Annotated in this window: 17 protein-coding genes; 5 read left to right on the forward strand and 12 right to left on the reverse strand. The window is 60.3% G+C overall.

Annotated features, from left to right (window positions below; all coding sequences use genetic code 11):
* Positions 1-4 precede the first annotated feature (4 nt).
* The 4 genes from tauA to AABM54_RS01290 all read right to left on the reverse strand — a co-directional run bounded on the left by tauA (position 5) and on the right by AABM54_RS01290 (position 5,761).
* Entirely contained in the window at positions 5-982 is a 978-nt protein-coding gene (gene tauA / locus AABM54_RS01275; RefSeq protein ID WP_347906115.1) for a taurine ABC transporter substrate-binding protein, read from the reverse strand.
* A 279-nt stretch (positions 983-1,261) separates the two neighbouring features.
* The gene (gene gshA, locus AABM54_RS01280; protein ID WP_347903221.1) at positions 1,262-2,845 is read right to left on the reverse strand and encodes a glutamate--cysteine ligase; all 1,584 of its coding nucleotides are present in this window, start codon (positions 2,843-2,845) and stop codon (positions 1,262-1,264) included.
* A gap of 208 nt (positions 2,846-3,053) precedes the next feature.
* A complete protein-coding gene (locus AABM54_RS01285; RefSeq protein ID WP_347903222.1) occupies positions 3,054-3,437 on the reverse strand; it encodes a PaaI family thioesterase in 384 nt (127 codons plus the stop codon).
* Entirely contained in the window at positions 3,437-5,761 is a 2,325-nt protein-coding gene (locus tag AABM54_RS01290; RefSeq protein ID WP_347903223.1) for a Tex family protein, read from the reverse strand. The genes AABM54_RS01285 and AABM54_RS01290 overlap by 1 nt, the downstream gene beginning before the upstream one ends.
* Before the next feature lie 360 nt (positions 5,762-6,121).
* Here AABM54_RS01290 and ompR point away from each other — a divergent pair, with 360 nt between their 5' ends.
* Both ompR and AABM54_RS01300 read left to right on the forward strand, forming a co-directional pair.
* Positions 6,122-6,862, forward strand: coding sequence for a two-component system response regulator OmpR (gene ompR / locus AABM54_RS01295; RefSeq protein WP_347903224.1), 741 nt, complete (start codon positions 6,122-6,124; stop codon positions 6,860-6,862).
* A gap of 117 nt (positions 6,863-6,979) precedes the next feature.
* The gene (locus tag AABM54_RS01300; RefSeq protein ID WP_347903225.1) at positions 6,980-8,293 is read left to right on the forward strand and encodes an ATP-binding protein; all 1,314 of its coding nucleotides are present in this window, start codon (positions 6,980-6,982) and stop codon (positions 8,291-8,293) included.
* Positions 8,294-8,460: 167 nt separating this feature from the next.
* On the opposite strand, the gene rimK is transcribed toward AABM54_RS01300, so the two are convergent.
* Positions 8,461-9,366: a 30S ribosomal protein S6--L-glutamate ligase gene (rimK, locus tag AABM54_RS01305; RefSeq protein ID WP_007949201.1), complete on the reverse strand. Its 906-nt coding sequence runs from the start codon at positions 9,364-9,366 to the stop codon at positions 8,461-8,463.
* A complete protein-coding gene (locus AABM54_RS01310) occupies positions 9,363-9,845 on the reverse strand; it encodes an ATP-dependent zinc protease (protein WP_347903226.1) in 483 nt (160 codons plus the stop codon). The genes rimK and AABM54_RS01310 overlap by 4 nt, the downstream gene beginning before the upstream one ends.
* 220 nt (positions 9,846-10,065) lie before the next feature.
* On the opposite strand from AABM54_RS01310, the gene AABM54_RS01315 reads away from it, so the two are divergent.
* Entirely contained in the window at positions 10,066-10,473 is a 408-nt protein-coding gene (locus AABM54_RS01315) for a S4 domain-containing protein (protein ID WP_347903227.1), read from the forward strand.
* Positions 10,474-10,655: 182 nt separating this feature from the next.
* Here the strand turns inward: AABM54_RS01315 and AABM54_RS01320 are convergent, their stop codons facing one another.
* Entirely contained in the window at positions 10,656-11,459 is an 804-nt protein-coding gene (locus AABM54_RS01320) for a phosphatase PAP2 family protein (RefSeq protein WP_347903228.1), read from the reverse strand.
* Positions 11,460-11,559: 100 nt separating this feature from the next.
* Here AABM54_RS01320 and hslO point away from each other — a divergent pair, with 100 nt between their 5' ends.
* Complete coding sequence (hslO, locus tag AABM54_RS01325) at positions 11,560-12,462, forward strand: Hsp33 family molecular chaperone HslO (protein WP_347903229.1); 903 nt, start codon at positions 11,560-11,562, stop codon at positions 12,460-12,462.
* Positions 12,463-12,641: 179 nt separating this feature from the next.
* Entirely contained in the window at positions 12,642-14,189 is a 1,548-nt protein-coding gene (locus AABM54_RS01330) for a phosphoenolpyruvate carboxykinase (RefSeq protein WP_347903230.1), read from the forward strand.
* Positions 14,190-14,257: 68 nt separating this feature from the next.
* On the opposite strand, the gene AABM54_RS01335 is transcribed toward AABM54_RS01330, so the two are convergent.
* From AABM54_RS01335 to AABM54_RS01355, 5 genes are all read right to left on the reverse strand, one after another.
* Complete coding sequence (locus AABM54_RS01335) at positions 14,258-15,112, reverse strand: EamA family transporter (protein WP_347906116.1); 855 nt, start codon at positions 15,110-15,112, stop codon at positions 14,258-14,260.
* A 43-nt stretch (positions 15,113-15,155) separates the two neighbouring features.
* Entirely contained in the window at positions 15,156-15,335 is a 180-nt protein-coding gene (locus tag AABM54_RS01340; protein ID WP_347906311.1) for a hypothetical protein, read from the reverse strand.
* Positions 15,336-15,346: 11 nt separating this feature from the next.
* On the reverse strand, positions 15,347-16,624 hold the full coding sequence (locus tag AABM54_RS01345) for a HipA domain-containing protein (protein WP_347903231.1): 1,278 nt from the start codon (positions 16,622-16,624) through the stop codon (positions 15,347-15,349).
* On the reverse strand, positions 16,621-17,118 hold the full coding sequence (locus AABM54_RS01350; RefSeq protein WP_347903232.1) for a helix-turn-helix transcriptional regulator: 498 nt from the start codon (positions 17,116-17,118) through the stop codon (positions 16,621-16,623). The genes AABM54_RS01345 and AABM54_RS01350 overlap by 4 nt, the downstream gene beginning before the upstream one ends.
* A 204-nt stretch (positions 17,119-17,322) precedes the next feature.
* Positions 17,323-17,724: a DUF1493 family protein gene (locus AABM54_RS01355; RefSeq protein WP_347903233.1), complete on the reverse strand. Its 402-nt coding sequence runs from the start codon at positions 17,722-17,724 to the stop codon at positions 17,323-17,325.
* Positions 17,725-17,739 lie beyond the last annotated feature (15 nt).

Here is a 17,739-nt window from a genome sequence, read left to right on the forward strand (position 1 = left end):
CCGATCAGTTAGTGATGTACTTGGCGCTGACGTACGGCGCGTAATCCGGCAGGACGGCGTCGACCTTGCCCTGTTCCTTGAGGAACGTGGCGGTGTCGGTGATGGCTTTGGTGGTCGGTGCGCCGAGGGTGATCACCTGATCGGCCGCCAGCGGGTAGACGTTGCCTTGCAGCAGCAACGGGATGTCGCTGGCCTTGGCGCCAGAGAGTTTTACCAGCTTGTCGACGTTGCCTTTATCCGCGAGCCAGGCTTGCGGGTCTTTGCGGTATTCGGCGTAGGCGTCGAGGGTGACCTTGGCGAACGCGGTGACGATTTCCGGGTGTTTCTCGGCGAAGTCCTTGCGCACGATCCAGGCATCGAAGGTCGGCGCGCCGAACTTGGCCAGTTCGCCTGAGGTGATCAGCACCTTGCCGTTTTCCTTGGCCACGCCCAGCGCCGGGTCCCACACGTACGTGGCGTCGATGTCACCGCGTTTCCACGCGGCAATGATCGCCGGCGGCGCGAGGTTGAGGACCTGCACTTTGGAGGGGTCGATGTTCCAGTGTTTCAGCGCGGCCAGCAGGCTGTAGTGACCGGTGGAGACGAACGGTACGGCGATTTTCTTGCCGATCAGGTCTTGCGGGGTCTTGATCCCGGAACCGTCGCGCGCCACCAGTGCTTCGGCGGCGCCGATCTGGGTGGCGATGAGGAAGGTCTGCACCGGAACCTGGCGCGTGATCGCGGCGGTCAGGGGGCTGGAACCGAGGTAGCCGATCTGCACATCGCCGGAAGCAATGGCGGCAATGATGTCGGCACCGTTGTCGAATTTGCGCCAGTCGATTTTGGCGTGGGTGGCGGTTTCATAGGCGCCGTCGGCCTGGGCAACTTTGGCCGGGTCGACGGTGGTCTGGTAGGCCACGGTGAAGTCGGCTGCTTGAGCAAACAGGCTGGCTGCGGCCAGGGAGGCGGCCGCCAGGAGGCGAAGGGGGAAATGCCGTTTCATCATGAAAGTCCTCATCAGGCGGCCGGGGTTTCGGCGAGTGATGAGACTAAATGATCTAAGAACTCGAAAATAAATAACTTTTTCGAATGAGCTTATGAGCGGAAAACTTTAGGCTGGAGTAAGCACGTAGCGCTTTTGTGGCGAGGGAGCTTGCTCCCGCTGGAGGCCGAAGGACTCCCAATACAGCAGTGATGTCGTGTCAGATTAAATTCGGTCACTGCACTTGCGACTGCTGCGCAGCCGAGCGGGAGCAAGCTCCCTCGCCACAGAGATGTATGTCTAGTTACTGATCGCCAAAATGCTCGCCTGATACGAGCCGACAAACACATCGAAATCGCCGACTTCGTTCTGTTCCAGCTCAGCCTGTTGCGCCAGCGACGAGCGCGCCAACGCATCAAAGCGTGCCTGCTCTTCGGCCGCCAGCGGTTCGCTGCGGAAGAACTCGGCATGGGCCTGGCTCTGGCGCAGGGAGAACCGGGCGAAGCTTTCCTTGTGCTCGCTCATTGCGGCCAGCACCTGAGCGGAAGGGGTCAGGGACGAATCCTTGATCTTCGCCAGTTGTGCGTCGAGGGCTTTGCCGTGGGCATCACCGCCGTGGCTTTGATCCAGCAGCGCGGCCAGTGGGGCGATGTTTTCCAGCAGCTCGAAGGCCCACTCTTTCAGGTCGACCGCTTGGCCGTCCCGCTGCAATTGCAGGCCCGGACGGCGACCTTCCTTGACCACGCTGAGGAAGTTCGAGGTGGCGTTGCTGCAGGTGTTGGCGGTCAGCAACGGGCTCTCGTTAAGCGCGCAATACAGCAGGAACGCGTCGAGGAAACGTGCTTCAGGCAGGTCGATGCCCATTGGCATAAACGGATTGATGTCCAGCAGGCGTACTTCGACGTACTGAATCCCACGGGCCACCAGTGCCTGAATCGGCCGCTCGCCGGTGTAGGTCACGCGTTTGGGGCGGATGTTGGAGTAGTACTCGTTTTCGATCTGCAGGATGTTGGTGTTGAGCTGAACCCACTCACCGTCCTTGTGCGTGCCGACTTCGACGTACGGCGCGTAAGGCGTGGCCACCGCTTTGCGCAGGCTGTCGGTGTAGCTGCTCAAATCGTTGTAGCACGGCGTCAGCCCGGCTTGCGCGTTGCTCTGGTAACCCAGGTCGCTCATGCGCAGGCTGGTGGCGTACGGCAGGTACAGCGTGTCGGCGTCCAGTTGTTCCAACTGGTGGGCGCGGCCACGCAGGAACCCGGCATCCAGCGCAGGCGATGCGCCGAACAGGTACATCAGCAGCCAGCTGTAGCGGCGGAAGTTGCGGATCAGCGCGATGTAGGCCGAGGACTGATAGTCGCGGTCAGTACCGACAAAGCCTTCGGCTTCCTTGAGCAGCGGCCAGAGCTTTTCCGGCAGGGAAAAGTTGTAGTGAATCCCGGCAATGCACTGCATGGTCTTGCCGTAGCGCAGGGCCAGGCCCTTGCGGTAGACGTACTTGAGCTGACCGATGTTGGAGGTGCCGTAATAGGCAATCGGGATGTCTTCCTCGGCCGGCAACGGGCACGGCATCGATGGACTCCACAGGTACTCGTTGCCGAGTTTGCTGTAGGCGAAACGGTGAATGCTGTCCAGGCTCGCCAGTGTGTCTGCCGGGTCCGGCAGGGCAGGCGTGATGAACTCCAGCAGCGATTCGGAATAGTCGGTGGTGATCTGTTCGTTGGTCAGCGCGGCGCCCAGTGCTTCCGGATGCGGAGTCTGTGCCAGGCGACCCTCGCCGGTAACGCGCAGGCATTCGCGCTCGATGCCGTGCAGGCACTGCTCGAGCAGAGAGAGGTTAGCGCGCTCGCCGAGCAGAGCCAGGCGGCGGTTGAGAAGTTCGCTCAAGTTGGATTCCTTCACGCGTCAGTCGCCCCAATATGGGGGTGGGCAAGACGGTCTACAAGGGTGAAGTTAAAACTGGCGTTTTCGCCTGGTTCTGGAGCCGGATAGGCCTAATGCCGGTCATTCAGAAACTGCGAATCCTGTGGGAGCGAGCTTGCTCGCTCCCACAGGATTCGCAGCGCCGAAATTAACTCAAATCGATGACTGCTAGCTACAGGACAGCGAACGTGCCTTGTGCTTTTGCGACCAGTTTGTCGCCTTGCATCACATCCGCTTCAACCACCAGCGTGCGCCGGCCCGGGTGAATGACCCGCGCCGTGCACATCACCTCGCCGTCAGCGACGGCGCGGATGTAGTTGATCTTGCATTCGATCGTCGCGCTCTGCTGGTCGAAACCATGGGTGCTGGAGCAGGCCAGCCCCATGGCGATGTCCACCAGGCTGAAGATCGCCCCGCCGTGCAGCTTGCCACCGCGATTACGCAGTTCAGGCTCAAGGGCCAGGGCGACGTGCGCCACCCCGGCCTCAAGACTGTGCAAACGGCAGCCGAGCAAGTGGAAAAACGCGCTTTCGATCAGCTCGGCCGGCACGTCCATCAGCGTTTCTTCAACTGCTTGGCGTTGGCGAACAACGACGCCATGGCGTTGTTGCTCGGTGCAGCGGCGGTGGTTTCCTTGCGCGGTGCGGTGTTCGAAGGCTGACGCGGCGCCGAACCTGGGCGCGCGCCACGGGCACCGTCGATCTTCTCCCCCGGGGTGTCGCTCATGCGCATCGACAAACCGACGCGTTTGCGCGGGATGTCGACTTCCATGACCTTGACCTTGACCACATCGCCGGCCTTCACCGCTTCACGCGGGTCCTTGATGAACTTCTCGGAAAGTGCCGAGATATGCACCAAACCGTCCTGATGCACGCCGATATCGACGAAAGCACCGAAGTTGGTCACGTTGGTCACCACACCTTCGAGGATCATCCCCAACTGCAAGTCCTTGAGGTCTTCGACGCCGTCCTGGAACTCGGCGGTCTTGAACTCCGGACGCGGGTCGCGACCCGGTTTTTCCAGCTCTTGCAGGATGTCGGTGACCGTCGGCAAGCCGAAAGTCTCGTCGGTGTACTTCTTCGGATCCAGACGCTTGAGGAAACTGGCGTCGCCGACCAGCGAACGGATATCACGGTCGGTTTCAGCGGCGATACGCTGCACCAGCGGATAGGCTTCCGGGTGAACCGCCGACGAGTCCAGCGGGTTATCGCCGTTCATCACGCGCAAGAAACCGGCAGCCTGTTCGAAGGTTTTTTCGCCCAGACGTGCGACTTTCTTCAACGCTGCACGGGTTTTGAAGGCGCCGTGTTCGTCGCGGTGGGTCACGATGTTCTGCGCCAGGGTCGCGTTGAGGCCGGAGATACGGGCCAGCAGCGCCACGGACGCGGTGTTCACATCCACGCCGACGGCGTTTACGCAGTCTTCGACTACCGCGTCCAGGCCACGGGCCAGTTTCAGTTGCGACACGTCGTGCTGGTACTGACCGACGCCGATGGATTTCGGGTCGATCTTCACCAGTTCGGCCAACGGATCTTGCAGGCGACGGGCAATCGACACCGCGCCACGGATCGACACGTCGAGGTCCGGGAATTCCTTGGAAGCCAGTTCCGAGGCCGAGTACACCGAAGCGCCGGCTTCGGAGACCATGACCTTGGTCATTTTCATGGCCGGGTATTTTTTGATCAGCTCGGCGGCGAGCTTGTCGGTTTCACGGCTGGCGGTGCCGTTGCCGATGGCGATCAGGTCCACCGAGTGCTTGGCGCACAGTGCGGCGAGCACGGCGAGGGTCTGGTCCCACTTGTTGTGGGGCACGTGCGGGTACACCGTGGCGTGGTCCAGCAGCTTGCCGGTGGAATCGACCACCGCGATCTTGCAGCCGGTGCGCAGGCCCGGGTCCAGGCCCAGGGTGGCACGCGGGCCGGCCGGGGCGGCCAGCAGCAAGTCGTGCAGGTTGTGGGCGAAGACGTTGATCGCCTCGGTCTCGGCGCCGTCACGCAGTTCGCCCAGCAGGTCGGTTTCCAGGTGGGTGTAGAGCTTGACCTTCCAGGTCCAGCGCACCACTTCACCGAGCCATTTGTCGGCCGGGCGGTTCTGGTTGGCGATGCCGAATTGCTGACCGATCATGCCTTCGCACGGGTGCATGGTGCCCGGCAGTTCGTCGCCGACTTTCAGCGCGGAGCTGAGGATGCCTTCGTTGCGGCCACGGAAAATCGCAAGGGCGCGGTGCGACGGCATGCTTTTCAGAGGTTCGTCGTGTTCGAAGTAATCACGGAACTTGGCGCCTTCCTCTTCCTTGCCGGCGATCACGCGGGCACTCAGGGTGGCTTCCTGCTTCAGGTAGCTGCGCAGCTTGTCGAGCAGGCCGGCGTCTTCGGCGAAGCGTTCCATGAGGATGTATTTGGCGCCTTCGAGGGCAGCCTTGGTGTCTGCCACGCCTTTTTCGGCGTTGATGAAGCGTGCAGCTTCGGCGTCCGGGGCCAGCGAAGGGTCGTTGAACAGGCCGTCGGCCAGTTCACCGAGGCCGGCTTCCAGGGCGATCTGGCCCTTGGTGCGGCGCTTCTGTTTGTACGGCAGGTACAAGTCTTCGAGGCGGGTCTTGGTGTCGGCGAGCTTGATGTCGCGTTCCAGTTGAGGGGTCAGCTTGCCTTGCTCTTCGATGCTGGCAAGGATGCTGATGCGCCGTTCGTCGAGTTCTCGCAGGTAGCGCAGACGTTCTTCCAGATGACGCAACTGGATGTCATCGAGGCTGCCGGTCACTTCTTTCCGGTAGCGGGCGATGAAGGGCACCGTGGAGCCTTCATCGAGTAGCGCGACGGCCGCTTCGACCTGTTGTGGGCGTACACCGAGTTCCTCGGCGATGCGGCTGTTGATGCTGTCCATAAAACCACCTGACAAATTGTGAAAGCAGGCTCGCGGGCGCAGGAATAGGGCCCTGCGAGTCTGGTTGAGCGGCCTGGCCTGCGCCGCTACCTGGGTCAAAAGGCTTCCCATTGACCCGTGGAATCGAAAAATTACTGCCAGGCGATGAAAAATAAAAAGCCGCCACTGACAATAACGATCAGACGTTGCCCGACACAAAAGGCCGCGCATTATACCCGCCGATCTGCCCGATGGGGGCATTGCGACCTGTAGGCACAATGGCCGGATTACTGGCCACAGAGGAAAAATCTGCTAACAATGCACACGGTGCGTATAACGGCAGCTACGCCATAATGCGCGCCGAGATCAAAGGAGCATCCAATGAGCAGCACTGCACAAACTGCTGAAGGCGAAAAAATTCTTATCGTTGACGACGATCCAGGGCTCAGCAGCCTGCTGGAACGTTTTTTCGTCAGCAAGGGCTTCCGCGCTCGCGCGGTGCCGAATGTCGAGCAAATGGACCGTTTGCTGGCGCGTGAAGTCTTCAACCTGGTCGTCCTCGACCTGATGCTGCCCGGTGAAGACGGTTTGTCCGCCTGCCGCCGTCTGCGTGCGTCGAACAACCAGATCCCGATCATCATGCTCACCGCCAAGGGCGACGAGCTGAGCCGTATCAAGGGTCTGGAGCTGGGCGCCGACGATTACCTGTCCAAGCCGTTCAACCCGGACGAGTTGATGGCGCGAGTCAAAGCGGTCCTGCGTCGCCAGGCGGCACCGGTGCCGGGCGCGCCGGGCAGCGAAGACGAAAGCGTGACCTTCGGTGACTACGAGCTGTCGCTGGCCACCCGCGAACTCAAGCGCGGCGACGAAGTGCACATGCTCACCACCGGTGAGTTTGCGGTGCTCAAGGCGCTGGTCATGAACGCCCGTCAACCGCTGACCCGCGACAAGCTGATGAACCTGGCCCGTGGCCGCGAGTGGGATGCCCTGGAGCGTTCCATCGACGTGCAGATTTCCCGTCTGCGCCGGATGATCGAGCCTGATCCTTCGAAGCCGCGCTACATCCAGACCGTTTGGGGTGTGGGTTACGTGTTCGTGCCGGACGGCGCCGCAACCAAGTAACCGGTGATTTGTAGGAGCGGGTCAACCGGGCGGGCGTCGCCTGACGGCGTCCGGTTGATTCGCGATCCGCAATTCTGCGAGCCTCGCTCGCTCCTGCAAAGTGTGTAGCTGTCGTCTATGAAAACCCCCGTGTGGTTCCCCCAGAGTTTCTTCTCGCGCACCCTCTGGCTGGTGCTGATCGTCGTGCTGTTCTCCAAGGCGCTGACCCTGGTTTATCTGTTGATGAACGAGGACGTGCTGGTGGACCGCCAGTACAGCCACGGTGTCGCCCTGACGTTGCGCGCCTATTGGGCGGCCGATGAGGTCAACCGCGAGAAGATCGCCGATGCCGCGACCCTGATCCGCGTGGTCGGTGCCGGTGTGCCCGAGGGCGAACAACACTGGCCGTACAGCGAAATCTACCAACGCCAGATGCAGGCCGAACTGGGCGCCGACACGGAAGTGCGATTACGCATGCATTCCCCGCCGGCGCTTTGGGTTCGGGCGCCGAGCCTGGGCGACGGCTGGCTGAAAGTGCCGTTGTACCCGCATCCGTTGCGCGGCCAGAAAATCTGGAACGTGCTTGGCTGGTTCCTCGCCATCGGGCTGCTGTCCACGGCGTCGGCCTGGATCTTCGTCAGCCAGCTCAACCAGCCTTTGAAGCGCTTGGTCTATGCCGCACGGCAACTGGGCCAGGGCCGCAGCGTGCGGCTGCCGATCAGCGACACGCCCAGCGAGATGGCCGAGGTGTATCGCGCCTTCAACCAGATGGCCGAGGACGTCGAACAGGCCGGACGCGAGCGCGAGTTGATGCTGGCCGGGGTGTCCCATGATTTGCGTACACCGCTGACGCGGTTGCGGCTGTCGCTGGAGCTGATGGGCAACCACAGTGATTTGAGCGACGACATGGTGCGTGACATCGAAGACATGGACGCGATTCTCGACCAGTTCCTGGCGTTCATCCGCGATGGTCGGGACGAGTCGGTGGAAGAAGTCGACCTGAGTGATCTGGTGCGTGAAGTGGCAGCGCCTTACAACCAGAACGAAGAACGGGTGCGTTTGCGCCTGGAGCCGATCCAGCCGTTCCCGTTGCGTCGGGTATCGATGAAGCGCCTGCTGAACAACCTGATCGGCAACGCCTTGCATCACGCCGGCAACGGCGTCGAAGTGGCGGCGTATGTCTCGGGGGATGTCAGTGCGCCGTACGTGGTGCTGAGCGTCATGGACCGTGGCGCCGGGATCGATCCGTCGGAGCTGGAGGCGATCTTCAACCCCTTCACCCGTGGCGACCGTGCGCGCGGCGGCAAGGGCACCGGGCTAGGCCTGGCCATCGTCAAGCGGATTGCGTCGATGCATGGCGGCAATGTCGAACTGCGCAACCGCACCGGTGGTGGTCTGGAAGCGCGGGTGCGGTTGCCGCTTGGGTTGATGTTGCCTAGAGACGCGGTCTAACCGCCGCACATAACCCCTGTGGCGAGGGAGCTTGCTCCCGCTGGAGGCCGAAGGACTCCCAATTCCGACAGCCGCGTTCTTGCAGATAAAACACGGTTGCCGGGTTTGCGGCGGCTGCGCAGCCGAGCGGGAGCAAGCGCCCTCGCCACAGGGGAGCGGAGTGAGCCTTAACCCTTGCCCTTGGTTCGAGTCATGTTCGGCCCGCCGTTCTTCTCCAGGTGCTCGATGATGATCCCCGCCACGTTCTTGCCCGTGGTGGTCTCGATGCCTTCCAGCCCCGGCGACGAGTTCACTTCCATCACCAGCGGCCCGTGGTTGGAGCGCAGGATATCCACGCCCGCCACCGCCAACCCCATGACCTTGGCCGCACGCAACGCGGTCATGCGTTCTTCCGGGGTGATCTTGATCAGGCTGGCGCTGCCGCCGCGGTGCAGGTTGGAACGGAACTCGCCAGGCTTGGCCTGACGCTTCATGGCGGCAATCACCTTGTCGCCGACCACGAAGCAGCGGATGTCTGCGCCACCAGCTTCCTTGATGTATTCCTGCACCATGATGTTCTGCTTGAGGCCCATGAACGCCTCGATCACCGATTCTGCCGCCGTCGCCGTTTCACACAGCACCACGCCAATGCCCTGGGTGCCTTCCAGCACCTTGATCACCAGCGGAGCGCCGTTGACCATGTCGATCAGGTCGGGAATGTCATCCGGCGAGTGAGCAAAACCGGTGACCGGCAAGCCGATACCGCGACGCGAGAGCAGTTGCAGCGAGCGCAGCTTGTCCCGCGAGCGGGCGATGGCCACCGACTCGTTGAGCGGGAACACGCCCATCATTTCGAACTGGCGCAACACCGCGCAGCCATAAAACGTCACCGAAGCGCCAATTCGCGGGATCACCGCATCAAAGCCTTCCAGTGGCTTGCCGCGGTAGTGGATCTGCGGCTTGTGGCTGGCAATGTTCATGTAGGCACGCAGGGTGTCGATCACCACCATTTCATGGCCACGCTCGGTGCCGGCCTCAACCAGACGACGAGTGGAATACAGACGCGGGTTTCGCGACAGCACAGCGATCTTCATGCAACACCTGTGGCAGAGGTAGTGGACACCGGGAACACCGGCTTGTCTTGAACGTATTTAATGCCCGGATTGACTACCAACTGGCCGTCGATCAGGGCTTTGGAACCGAGTAACAGGCGATAACGCATGGACTTGCGGCAGGCGAGGGTGAATTCGACCCGCCAGACCCGATCGCCGAGCGCCAGGGTGGTGCTGATCACGTAGCGCACCTGCGCGTGGCCATTGGAGCTTTTAATGGTTTTCATCGTCACCAGCGGTGCTTCACAGCGCCGGTGACGCAGTTGCACGACCGTGCCCAGGTGCGCGTTGAAGCGCACCCACGTTTCCCCGTCGCGCTCGAACGGCTCGATCTCGGTGGCGTGCAGGCTGGAAGTGCTGGCACCGGTGTCGATCTTCGCCCGCAGGCCCGCGACTCCCAAATCAGGGAGCGCCACCCACTCGCGCAGACCCACGACGGTCAAATGGTCAAATGTCTTCAAAAGTGCTCAACCGGTGAGAAACCCGCTCGCGCCGCGAAGCGGCCGAATTCGCGGTATTCACGCAGAATAGTGGTTAAAAGGCGACAGATATCTACAGCCTGGATTTCTGGCTCTTGAGTCGGGCTCCAAAGCGTTGCGCATTGTAAGCGCAGACGCTGAAATTCAGGGCACGACAGAAACGGTAGTACAGTTCACAAATATTTCAGATTGAGGAAAACCCATGGCACAAAAACAGGAAGAGGACGACAAGGTCCGTCTCGATAAGTGGTTGTGGGCGGCGCGCTTTTACAAAACCCGTGCGCTGGCCAAAGCGGCGATCGAAAGCGGAAAAGTGCATTGTCGAGGTGAGCGCTGCAAGCCTGGCAAGGAACCGAGGGTTGGCGACGAGTTGCAGATTCGCGCCGGATTTGATGAGCGCACCGTGGTGGTCCAGGCGCTATCGATTGTCCGCCGTGGCGCCCCCGAAGCCCAGGCGTTGTACGCCGAGACCGAAGCCAGCATCGCCAAGCGCGAAAACGCGGCGGCCCAGCGCAAGGCGGGCGCCTTGGGCGTGAGCACCGATGGCAAACCGAGCAAGAAACAGCGTCGGGACCTGTTCAAGTTTCGTGGCAGCAGCAACGACGAGTAGTCGGTGCCGGAAACAATTGTGGCGAGGGAGCTTGCTCCCGCTGGCGGCCGAAGGACGCCCTATTCAGTCGATCATGTTTTTCAAGACACAATAATGATTGACTGGTTTGGCGGCTGCTGCGCAGCCGAGCGGGACGGTGCGGCGTTCCTGCAAGCGCCCTCGCCACAGGATTGAGTAAGGCTTCAGTTTGCGGCTGACACCACACTCATCCGCGAAACCACCGGCAACTTGCCCAGCAGCGCGAAGACGGGTGCCGTCACCTTCAGCCAGAAATTCGAAGCGTGATACGTAAACGGCGTGAAGTAACCCCAACCCAACGCCCACACCGCCAGCAGCAAACCGCCGATGTAATCGTCCTGCCCCCAGTGAGCCCCGGCCACCAGGCGCGGCATCATGAACAACACCGCCAGGCCCCAGATCACCAGCAATTGCCCGAAGGTGCGGCTGAACAGGGTCAAAAACAGCGCCCAGATAATCAACACCGAGGCGTGATCACCGGGGAAACTCTGGCTGGAGCGATCCTTGAGCTCCCAGGCTTTTTCCAGCCCCGGGAAGTAATCGCTCATGCGCACGGCACCCTCGATCACCATCGACGGGCTGTGATGTTGCCAGCCCATGTGCGCCGCGACCTTGGAAAACAGCGCACGAATCACCACCATCAATAGCAGAATCGAGAAAAACCCGAAGAAGCCGCGTCGTACCTCTGTCGTCTTGAATACCCAATTGCCGCGAATCAGCAGCGTCAGCAGGATCACCCCGACCACCGCGTCGAAAGGTCGCAGGCTGGCGACGGCCCACACCTGCAACCAGGTGGAATGCGTGGCGAGTGGGGCGTTGAGCAAGCGAAAAAGCCATTCGTCGAAAATCACACAGAGCATCTGCCCCACAGGCCACAACCAGAAACCCAGCAGCACTAACGGGACTAAATTACACAGAGCCAATCCGCCGAGGTTCCATCTAGCTTGGAACAAACCCGGATACTTCATAAAATGCCTCCCATGGCTTCAAGTCACGCACCAAAATGGTGCTTGAGTGTGATTTTCGGCCCTCGTACACCTTTTGTCATCACTTCAGATACCCAGACCTATGACTGATCTACCGGATACCGACTACACCCAACGCTTCATCTTCGATGACAGCGACACGCGCGGCGAGCTGGTTGCGTTGGAGCGTAGCTATGCCGAAGTCCTCGCCAAACACCCCTATCCGGAGCCGGTCGCGCAACTGCTCGGTGAATTGATGGCGGCGGCGTCGTTGCTGGTCGGCACCTTGAAGTTCGATGGCTTGCTGATCCTTCAGGCCCGTTCCGAAGGCCCGGTGCCGCTGCTGATGATCGAGTGCTCCAGCGAGCGCGAGATCCGTGGCCTGGCCCGTTACGAGGCGGACCAGATCGCCCCCGACGCGACCCTGGCCGACCTGATGCCAAACGGCATGTTGGCGCTCACCGTCGACCCGCGCCAGGGCCAGCGTTACCAGGGCATCGTCGACCTCGACGGCGAGACGCTCTCGGAGTGCTTCACCAATTACTTCGTCATGTCCCAGCAAGTGGGTACACGTTTCTGGCTGCACGCCGATGGACGTCGCGCCCGTGGGCTACTGTTGCAACAGCTGCCGGCCGACCGCCTCAAGGACGAAGAAGAACGCGCCGCGAGCTGGCAGCACATCACCGCGTTGGGCAGCACCCTGACCGCCGATGAACTGTTGAGCCTGGACAACGAAACTGTGCTGCATCGCCTCTATCATGAAGAGCAGGTGCGTTTGTTCGACGTGCAGAAATTGCGCTTCCGTTGCAGTTGCTCCCGCGAGCGTTCGGCCAATGCGCTGGTCAGCCTGGGTCTGGAAGATGCGCAGGAATTGGTCATCGAGCATGGCGGCAATATCGAGATCGATTGCCAGTTCTGTAACCAGCGCTACCTGTTTGATGCCGCCGATATCACTCAATTGTTCGCTGGGGCGGGTGTGGATATACCGTCAGATACTCGTCACTAAAACGATTCAGCGCAGGTAAATCACCTGGGAAACGCCGGAATAACGCCGTCCTGACGGGAGGGCCCTACTTTTTTTGGGCGTTTCTGGCATAATCCGGCCCACTTTTTTCGCGGTAGTAGTGCACGACTTTCTACTACAAAACGTTTGGAGCACTCGGCCACTGGCCGACGGGGAACCTCATGACGCAAGCCAATAACGCCGTGTACACCGATCTGAGTGTTGATGATCTGGTCAAAGAAGCCCTGAATCGCGGTGAAGGCGAGCTTGCCGATACCGGCGCGCTGGTTGTTCGCACCGGTCACCGTACCGGCCGTTCGCCAGCCGACCGTTTCATCGTTGAAGAGCCAAGCACCCAGGCCGCCATCGCCTGGGGCACGATCAACCGCAAGTTCCCGGCCGACAAGTTCGATGCCCTGTGGGACCGCGTTGAAGCCTTTATCGGCGAGCGCGAGCGTTTTGTTTCCCACGTGCACGTCGGTTCCGACCCTGCGCACTACCTGCCGGTCAAAATGACCACCGGTACTGCCTGGCACAACCTGTTCGGCCGTTGCCTGTTCATCAACCCTGAAGCTGGCCAGTACAACGCCGGCGGCAAGGGCGAGTGGCAGATCCTCAACGTTCCAGAGTTCGAATGCGTACCTGAGCGTGATGGCACCAACTCCGACGGCACCGTGATCATCAACTTCGCGGCCAAGAAAGTACTGATCGCAGGCATGCGTTACGCCGGCGAAATGAAAAAAGCCCTGTTCTCGGTTCAGAACTTCCTGCTGCCAGCAGTCGACGTTCTGCCGATGCACTGCGCGGCCAACATGGGCGAAGAGGGCGACGTCACGTTGTTCTTCGGCCTGTCCGGCACCGGTAAAACCACCCTGTCGGCCGACGAAAGCCGTTACCTGATCGGTGACGACGAACACGGCTGGGGCGTGGGCGTGGTGTTCAACATCGAAGGCGGTTGCTATGCCAAGTGCATCGACCTCTCCGAGAAGAACGAACCCGTTATCTGGAAAGCCATCCAGCACGGTGCAGTCCTGGAAAACGTCGTACTCGATGCCAACAAAAAGGCCGACTACGCCGACGACAGCCTGACCCAGAACAGCCGCGCCGCTTACCCGCGTGAGCTGATCGAAAAACGCGCACCGAAAAACCTCGGTGGCGAGCCAAACGCAGTGATCTTCCTGACCTGCGACCTGACCGGCGTACTGCCGCCTGTCTCGATCCTCAGCGAAGAACAAGCGGCTTACCACTTCCTGTCCGGCTACACCGCTTTGGTGGGCTCGACTGAAATGGGTTCGGGCAGCGGCATCAAGTCGACCTTCTCCACCTGCTTCGGCGCACCGTTCTTCCCGCGTCCGGCTGGCGAATACGCAGAGCTGCTGATCAAGCGCATCCGCGGCTTCGGCTCCAAGGTCTACCTGGTCAACACCGGCTGGACCGGCGGCGGCTACGGCGTTGGCAAACGCTTCAACATCCCGACCACTCGCGGCGTGATCGCAGCGATCCAGAGCGGCGCGTTGATCGGTGCACAAACCGAGCACCTGGACACCATCAACCTCGACGTGCCACTGGCCGTACCGGGCGTTGAAACCGGCCTGTTGAACCCACGTAACACTTGGGCTGACAAGGCTGCTTACGACGAGGCTGCCAAGGCGTTGGCCGGTCTGTTCATCGAGAACTTCAAGAAGTTCGACGTGAGCGACGCGATCAAGGCTGCGGGTCCGAAGTTGTAAGAGATCTGAGGTAATGAGAAAGCCGCCTCTAGGGGCGGCTTTTTTGTGAGCGCGATTCAGCGTTCAGCTCAGGTTTTCAGGTGCAACACAAACGCCCCCACCAACACCAGAACAACCCCCAACACCTGCACCTTCGCCAACCGTTCCTTGAAAAATACGTACCCCAAAATCGCCGCAATCCCGCCCGACAATGTACTGATCACCGTCACCACGGACACCGAGCCCACCGCCGCGCCCCAGGCGAACGACGAGAAACCGCCCAGGTTCATCAGGCTGGCGCCCGTGAGGGTCATGCAGTTTTTCAGCGGAGGGATTTTCAGACCGTCCTTGATCTTCAGGACGACCAGCACCAGCACGCTGAAACCCACGAGGTAAGCGAGCCAGAGCATGGTGATCGGGCCGAGGACCGGCAGAATGAATTGGCCTTGCAGCCAGAAACTGGTGCCGTAGAACCCGGCCGCGAGTAGGGCGTAGACGATGGATTGGCGTGCGCTGGTGGTGTGGGGCAGGCCGCTGTCGGTATGGCGGCTGGAGAGGATGACGCCGAACACGCAAAGGGCGATGCACAGCCATTGGATCAGGCTGATGTGTTCACCGCTGGCCCACGACAACAAGGTAGTGACCACGCCGTAGGAGGTCACCAGCGGCGCGACGATGGAGGCTTTGCCGAGGGCGAAGGCCTTGGACAGCGCGAGGGCGCCGGAGACGGTGAGCACGGCGGCGCACACGCCCATCAGCCATACGTTCAGTGGTGCGGCGAGGGATTTGAGCAGATAGGCGGGGAAGATGATCAGCAGCAGGCTCATGATCACGAAGCCCAGCGCCTGGCCAAAGTACACGGCGCGCTTCACGCCGACCGCGCGGGCGTTGAGGCCCACCAGAAAATCCGTGCCGCCCCAAAGTGCAGCGGCCAACAGGCCCATCAATACGTCCACGCAATGTCCTTATTGTTATGTGCCGCGAACGCTACAGGCTTTCGAGTGCCTGCGTATCCCGGCATTCAGCCTTGATGGCCTTGTAGAGCATGCCAATGGTCAGCGGGAGTTTGTCGCCACGTCCCTTGGCCCTGCGCTTGAGGGCAACATCGTAGCCTTCGGGATGAAAGTAGCGATAGGCGTCATTGTTGAGGGATGGGATGGCGTCCAATTACCCCTCCGTTAAGACTGACTCCCCGAAAGCCGAAACGCTGACGCCATGTTGTCTTGTTCACGTCTCGAAATCCCCAACGCACCGGCCAGTGTTGCCCATTGGCTGGTGACCTCTTGGAAGCTCTCGATAATGTCTTCTCTATCGACACGACTGACACGAAAGTACTCGGCCACTTCACGAGCAAGTTCCAGATCCAGCGCGTTGTCGGAGTCTGTGATGTTGAGCTTCAACCCATCGGCGTGAGCGACCGGGTTCATGTCGTAGGCATCGGAAAGGCGCCATCCCCGACCGGGGTCAAGGATAAAACCATGGTTGCGCAGGTGGTCGTCGGTATTGGAGACCAGGAGGTTGAACACGATGCGGGACCACAACTCGCGCAGATCTGCCTTGGTTTCTGAACCGTGATTAATGAGCACTTCAGCCAATTCCAGATAGCTGGCACCTACCGATGCGTCGTCGCCGTCAACCCGATCGGTCATCGTCATGGCTGAGGCAAAGTGCAGTCGGCCGCCATTTTCGGTACGGTCGAAACGCTTGACCATGAAGCAGTGATGGTCACTGGCGAAGCGGCGTGCGATGCCGGTTGCGACCCGCAATCCACAATGACTCGCAAGGGCATTCACCACCATTTCCCAACCGCCGACGTCATAGTCATCGCGTGTGCTCGGGAACTTGGCGATCCACAAATGCCCTTGCTCATCGGCAACACTGGCTTTGGGTCTGGCCCCGCCCAGAGAACCACCGGGCGCTATCAGCATTCTCAGCCACTCGCGTCCATCGGGTGACGTGTTATCCGGATCGTCTTCCAAGGCGCGACTTGCTTGCTCCAGGGCGCGTAACTCGACGAAGGGTGGGGCTGCCAACCCATCGCGATCATCCAGAAAGTTGCCTTCGTCATTGAGCTTGTAGCGGATTGCCCCGACCCGATAAAGGTCATGAACGCCTAAAAGGAAATCCGACTCGTACAGCTTGCTGTCTTTGGGGACCAGTCCGTCACGGATGTCTCGTTCCAGTCGCCGTTTCATCAGCAATTGACCCCAGCGATCCGGGCTTGAGTCGGCAAAAACGCCAAAGCGTGATTGATGTTGGCCGGGGAATTGTCGGCCCTCGTAGAGCCCGATACGAGGATCGAGCGGTGTGAAGTTCAACTCAGGATTGGCCAATGCAGCAGCGTCGTACTCAAACTCGAATACGTTGTTGGAGCGGACCTTGTTAGCGTGGAGGAACCCAAGACGCCTGGGACCGTTCAAGGATTCCCAATCGGCATACACGGCGATCAGTGTCATTTTTCACCTGTCGTAGGCTTAGGCTTTTTCTTCTGGGTCAACAAACTGGATAAAGAGTGGGTGTTGATTGGGAAATCATGGGCAAGATTCAGTTTTGAGGCGGGGGCTTCAATCACTTCCGTCGTCTTGTCGCTAACAAGAGACGATGTTTTTGTTGGCCTCACGCTGTGAGCTCGTTGGCGTTTGTTGGCGGCGCGGTTGGCTCCCGGTGTTAATTGCGCGTCTTGCAGTTGGCGCCCCACCTCATCCACGGCGGCGAGCTTGCTCACGTCTTTCTCCAGGCCGAGCACCTGCATCACTGACAAATAGGCGCCCATCGTCACACCTGATCCGCCTGACTCCAGAGAGCGCAATGTGGTCAGTGACATGCCAGCCCTTTCGGCCACTTGCTTGGCAGTCAGTTTTCGGCGCAGCCGAGCCAGTTTCAGGCGCTCACCAAACTCGTAGAGCAGTTTGTTTGTGGAGGGCAGGAGTGGCGCTGTTTTCTTAGCCATGTGCCATTATTCCTTCGCTTTTAGGCTTTAACTACCAGAATAATAGCAGTTATGGGTGAGTGCGTTGGCAGGGCTCAAAGATCACACAAGCAGCCTGTCTTGTACGCTAACTCCCCTTCTGTGCAGTTTGACCTGGATATGACAGATCGTTGTAACTGCCATTATTCAAGTGAAAACTTGGCTAAACAGGCAGAATAATTCCACTTATGGCTGGGGGCTTACGATTTTCGCTGATGGAATCGTCATAGTCGCGTTACCGCTTTCCAACGTCCCTGTGTCCCATCGCTGTGTCTTGACTGCCTTGTAGAGCATGCCAATGGTCAGCGGGAGTTTGTCGCCACGTCCCTTGGCCCTGCGTTTGAGGGCAACATCGTAGCCTTCGGGATGAAAGTAGCGATAGGCGTCGTAGTCGACGAAGTCGATGCCGAACTGTTCTTCCAGCGCTTCCATCAAGTGCTGCGCGTCTGCACCGTCGGCGCCGAGGTCGAAATTGATCGAGGTGTCGAGGCGGATGGTCTTGCGTTCCGGCAGGCTAAGTTCTTCGTGCAACACCTGCATGAGCAGGTGCATGGCATGGTCGTCGGGGAAGTGGGGGGCGAGGTTCATGGTGGGCAGTCCGTG

The organism is Pseudomonas purpurea (genome assembly GCF_039908635.1).
GTDB classification, from domain to species: Bacteria; Pseudomonadota; Gammaproteobacteria; order Pseudomonadales; family Pseudomonadaceae; genus Aquipseudomonas; species Aquipseudomonas purpurea.

What these genes read in the sequence shown, in the direction of transcription:
- tauA (WP_347906115.1), bottom strand. Translation starts at nt 982, where the DNA reads ATGAAACGGCATTTCCCCCTTCGCCTCCTGGCGGCCGCCTCCCTGGCC.
- AABM54_RS01285 (WP_347903222.1), bottom strand. Translation starts at nt 3,437, where the DNA reads ATGGACGTGCCGGCCGAGCTGATCGAAAGCGCGTTTTTCCACTTGCTC.
- AABM54_RS01290 (WP_347903223.1), bottom strand. Translation starts at nt 5,761, where the DNA reads ATGGACAGCATCAACAGCCGCATCGCCGAGGAACTCGGTGTACGCCCA.
- ompR (WP_347903224.1), top strand. Translation starts at nt 6,122, where the DNA reads ATGAGCAGCACTGCACAAACTGCTGAAGGCGAAAAAATTCTTATCGTT.
- AABM54_RS01300 (WP_347903225.1), top strand. Translation starts at nt 6,980, where the DNA reads ATGAAAACCCCCGTGTGGTTCCCCCAGAGTTTCTTCTCGCGCACCCTC.
- rimK (WP_007949201.1), bottom strand. Translation starts at nt 9,366, where the DNA reads ATGAAGATCGCTGTGCTGTCGCGAAACCCGCGTCTGTATTCCACTCGT.
- AABM54_RS01315 (WP_347903227.1), top strand. Translation starts at nt 10,066, where the DNA reads ATGGCACAAAAACAGGAAGAGGACGACAAGGTCCGTCTCGATAAGTGG.
- AABM54_RS01320 (WP_347903228.1), bottom strand. Translation starts at nt 11,459, where the DNA reads ATGAAGTATCCGGGTTTGTTCCAAGCTAGATGGAACCTCGGCGGATTG.
- hslO (WP_347903229.1), top strand. Translation starts at nt 11,560, where the DNA reads ATGACTGATCTACCGGATACCGACTACACCCAACGCTTCATCTTCGAT.
- AABM54_RS01330 (WP_347903230.1), top strand. Translation starts at nt 12,642, where the DNA reads ATGACGCAAGCCAATAACGCCGTGTACACCGATCTGAGTGTTGATGAT.
- AABM54_RS01335 (WP_347906116.1), bottom strand. Translation starts at nt 15,112, where the DNA reads ATGGGCCTGTTGGCCGCTGCACTTTGGGGCGGCACGGATTTTCTGGTG.
- AABM54_RS01345 (WP_347903231.1), bottom strand. Translation starts at nt 16,624, where the DNA reads ATGACACTGATCGCCGTGTATGCCGATTGGGAATCCTTGAACGGTCCC.
- AABM54_RS01350 (WP_347903232.1), bottom strand. Translation starts at nt 17,118, where the DNA reads ATGGCTAAGAAAACAGCGCCACTCCTGCCCTCCACAAACAAACTGCTC.
- AABM54_RS01355 (WP_347903233.1), bottom strand. Translation starts at nt 17,724, where the DNA reads ATGAACCTCGCCCCCCACTTCCCCGACGACCATGCCATGCACCTGCTC.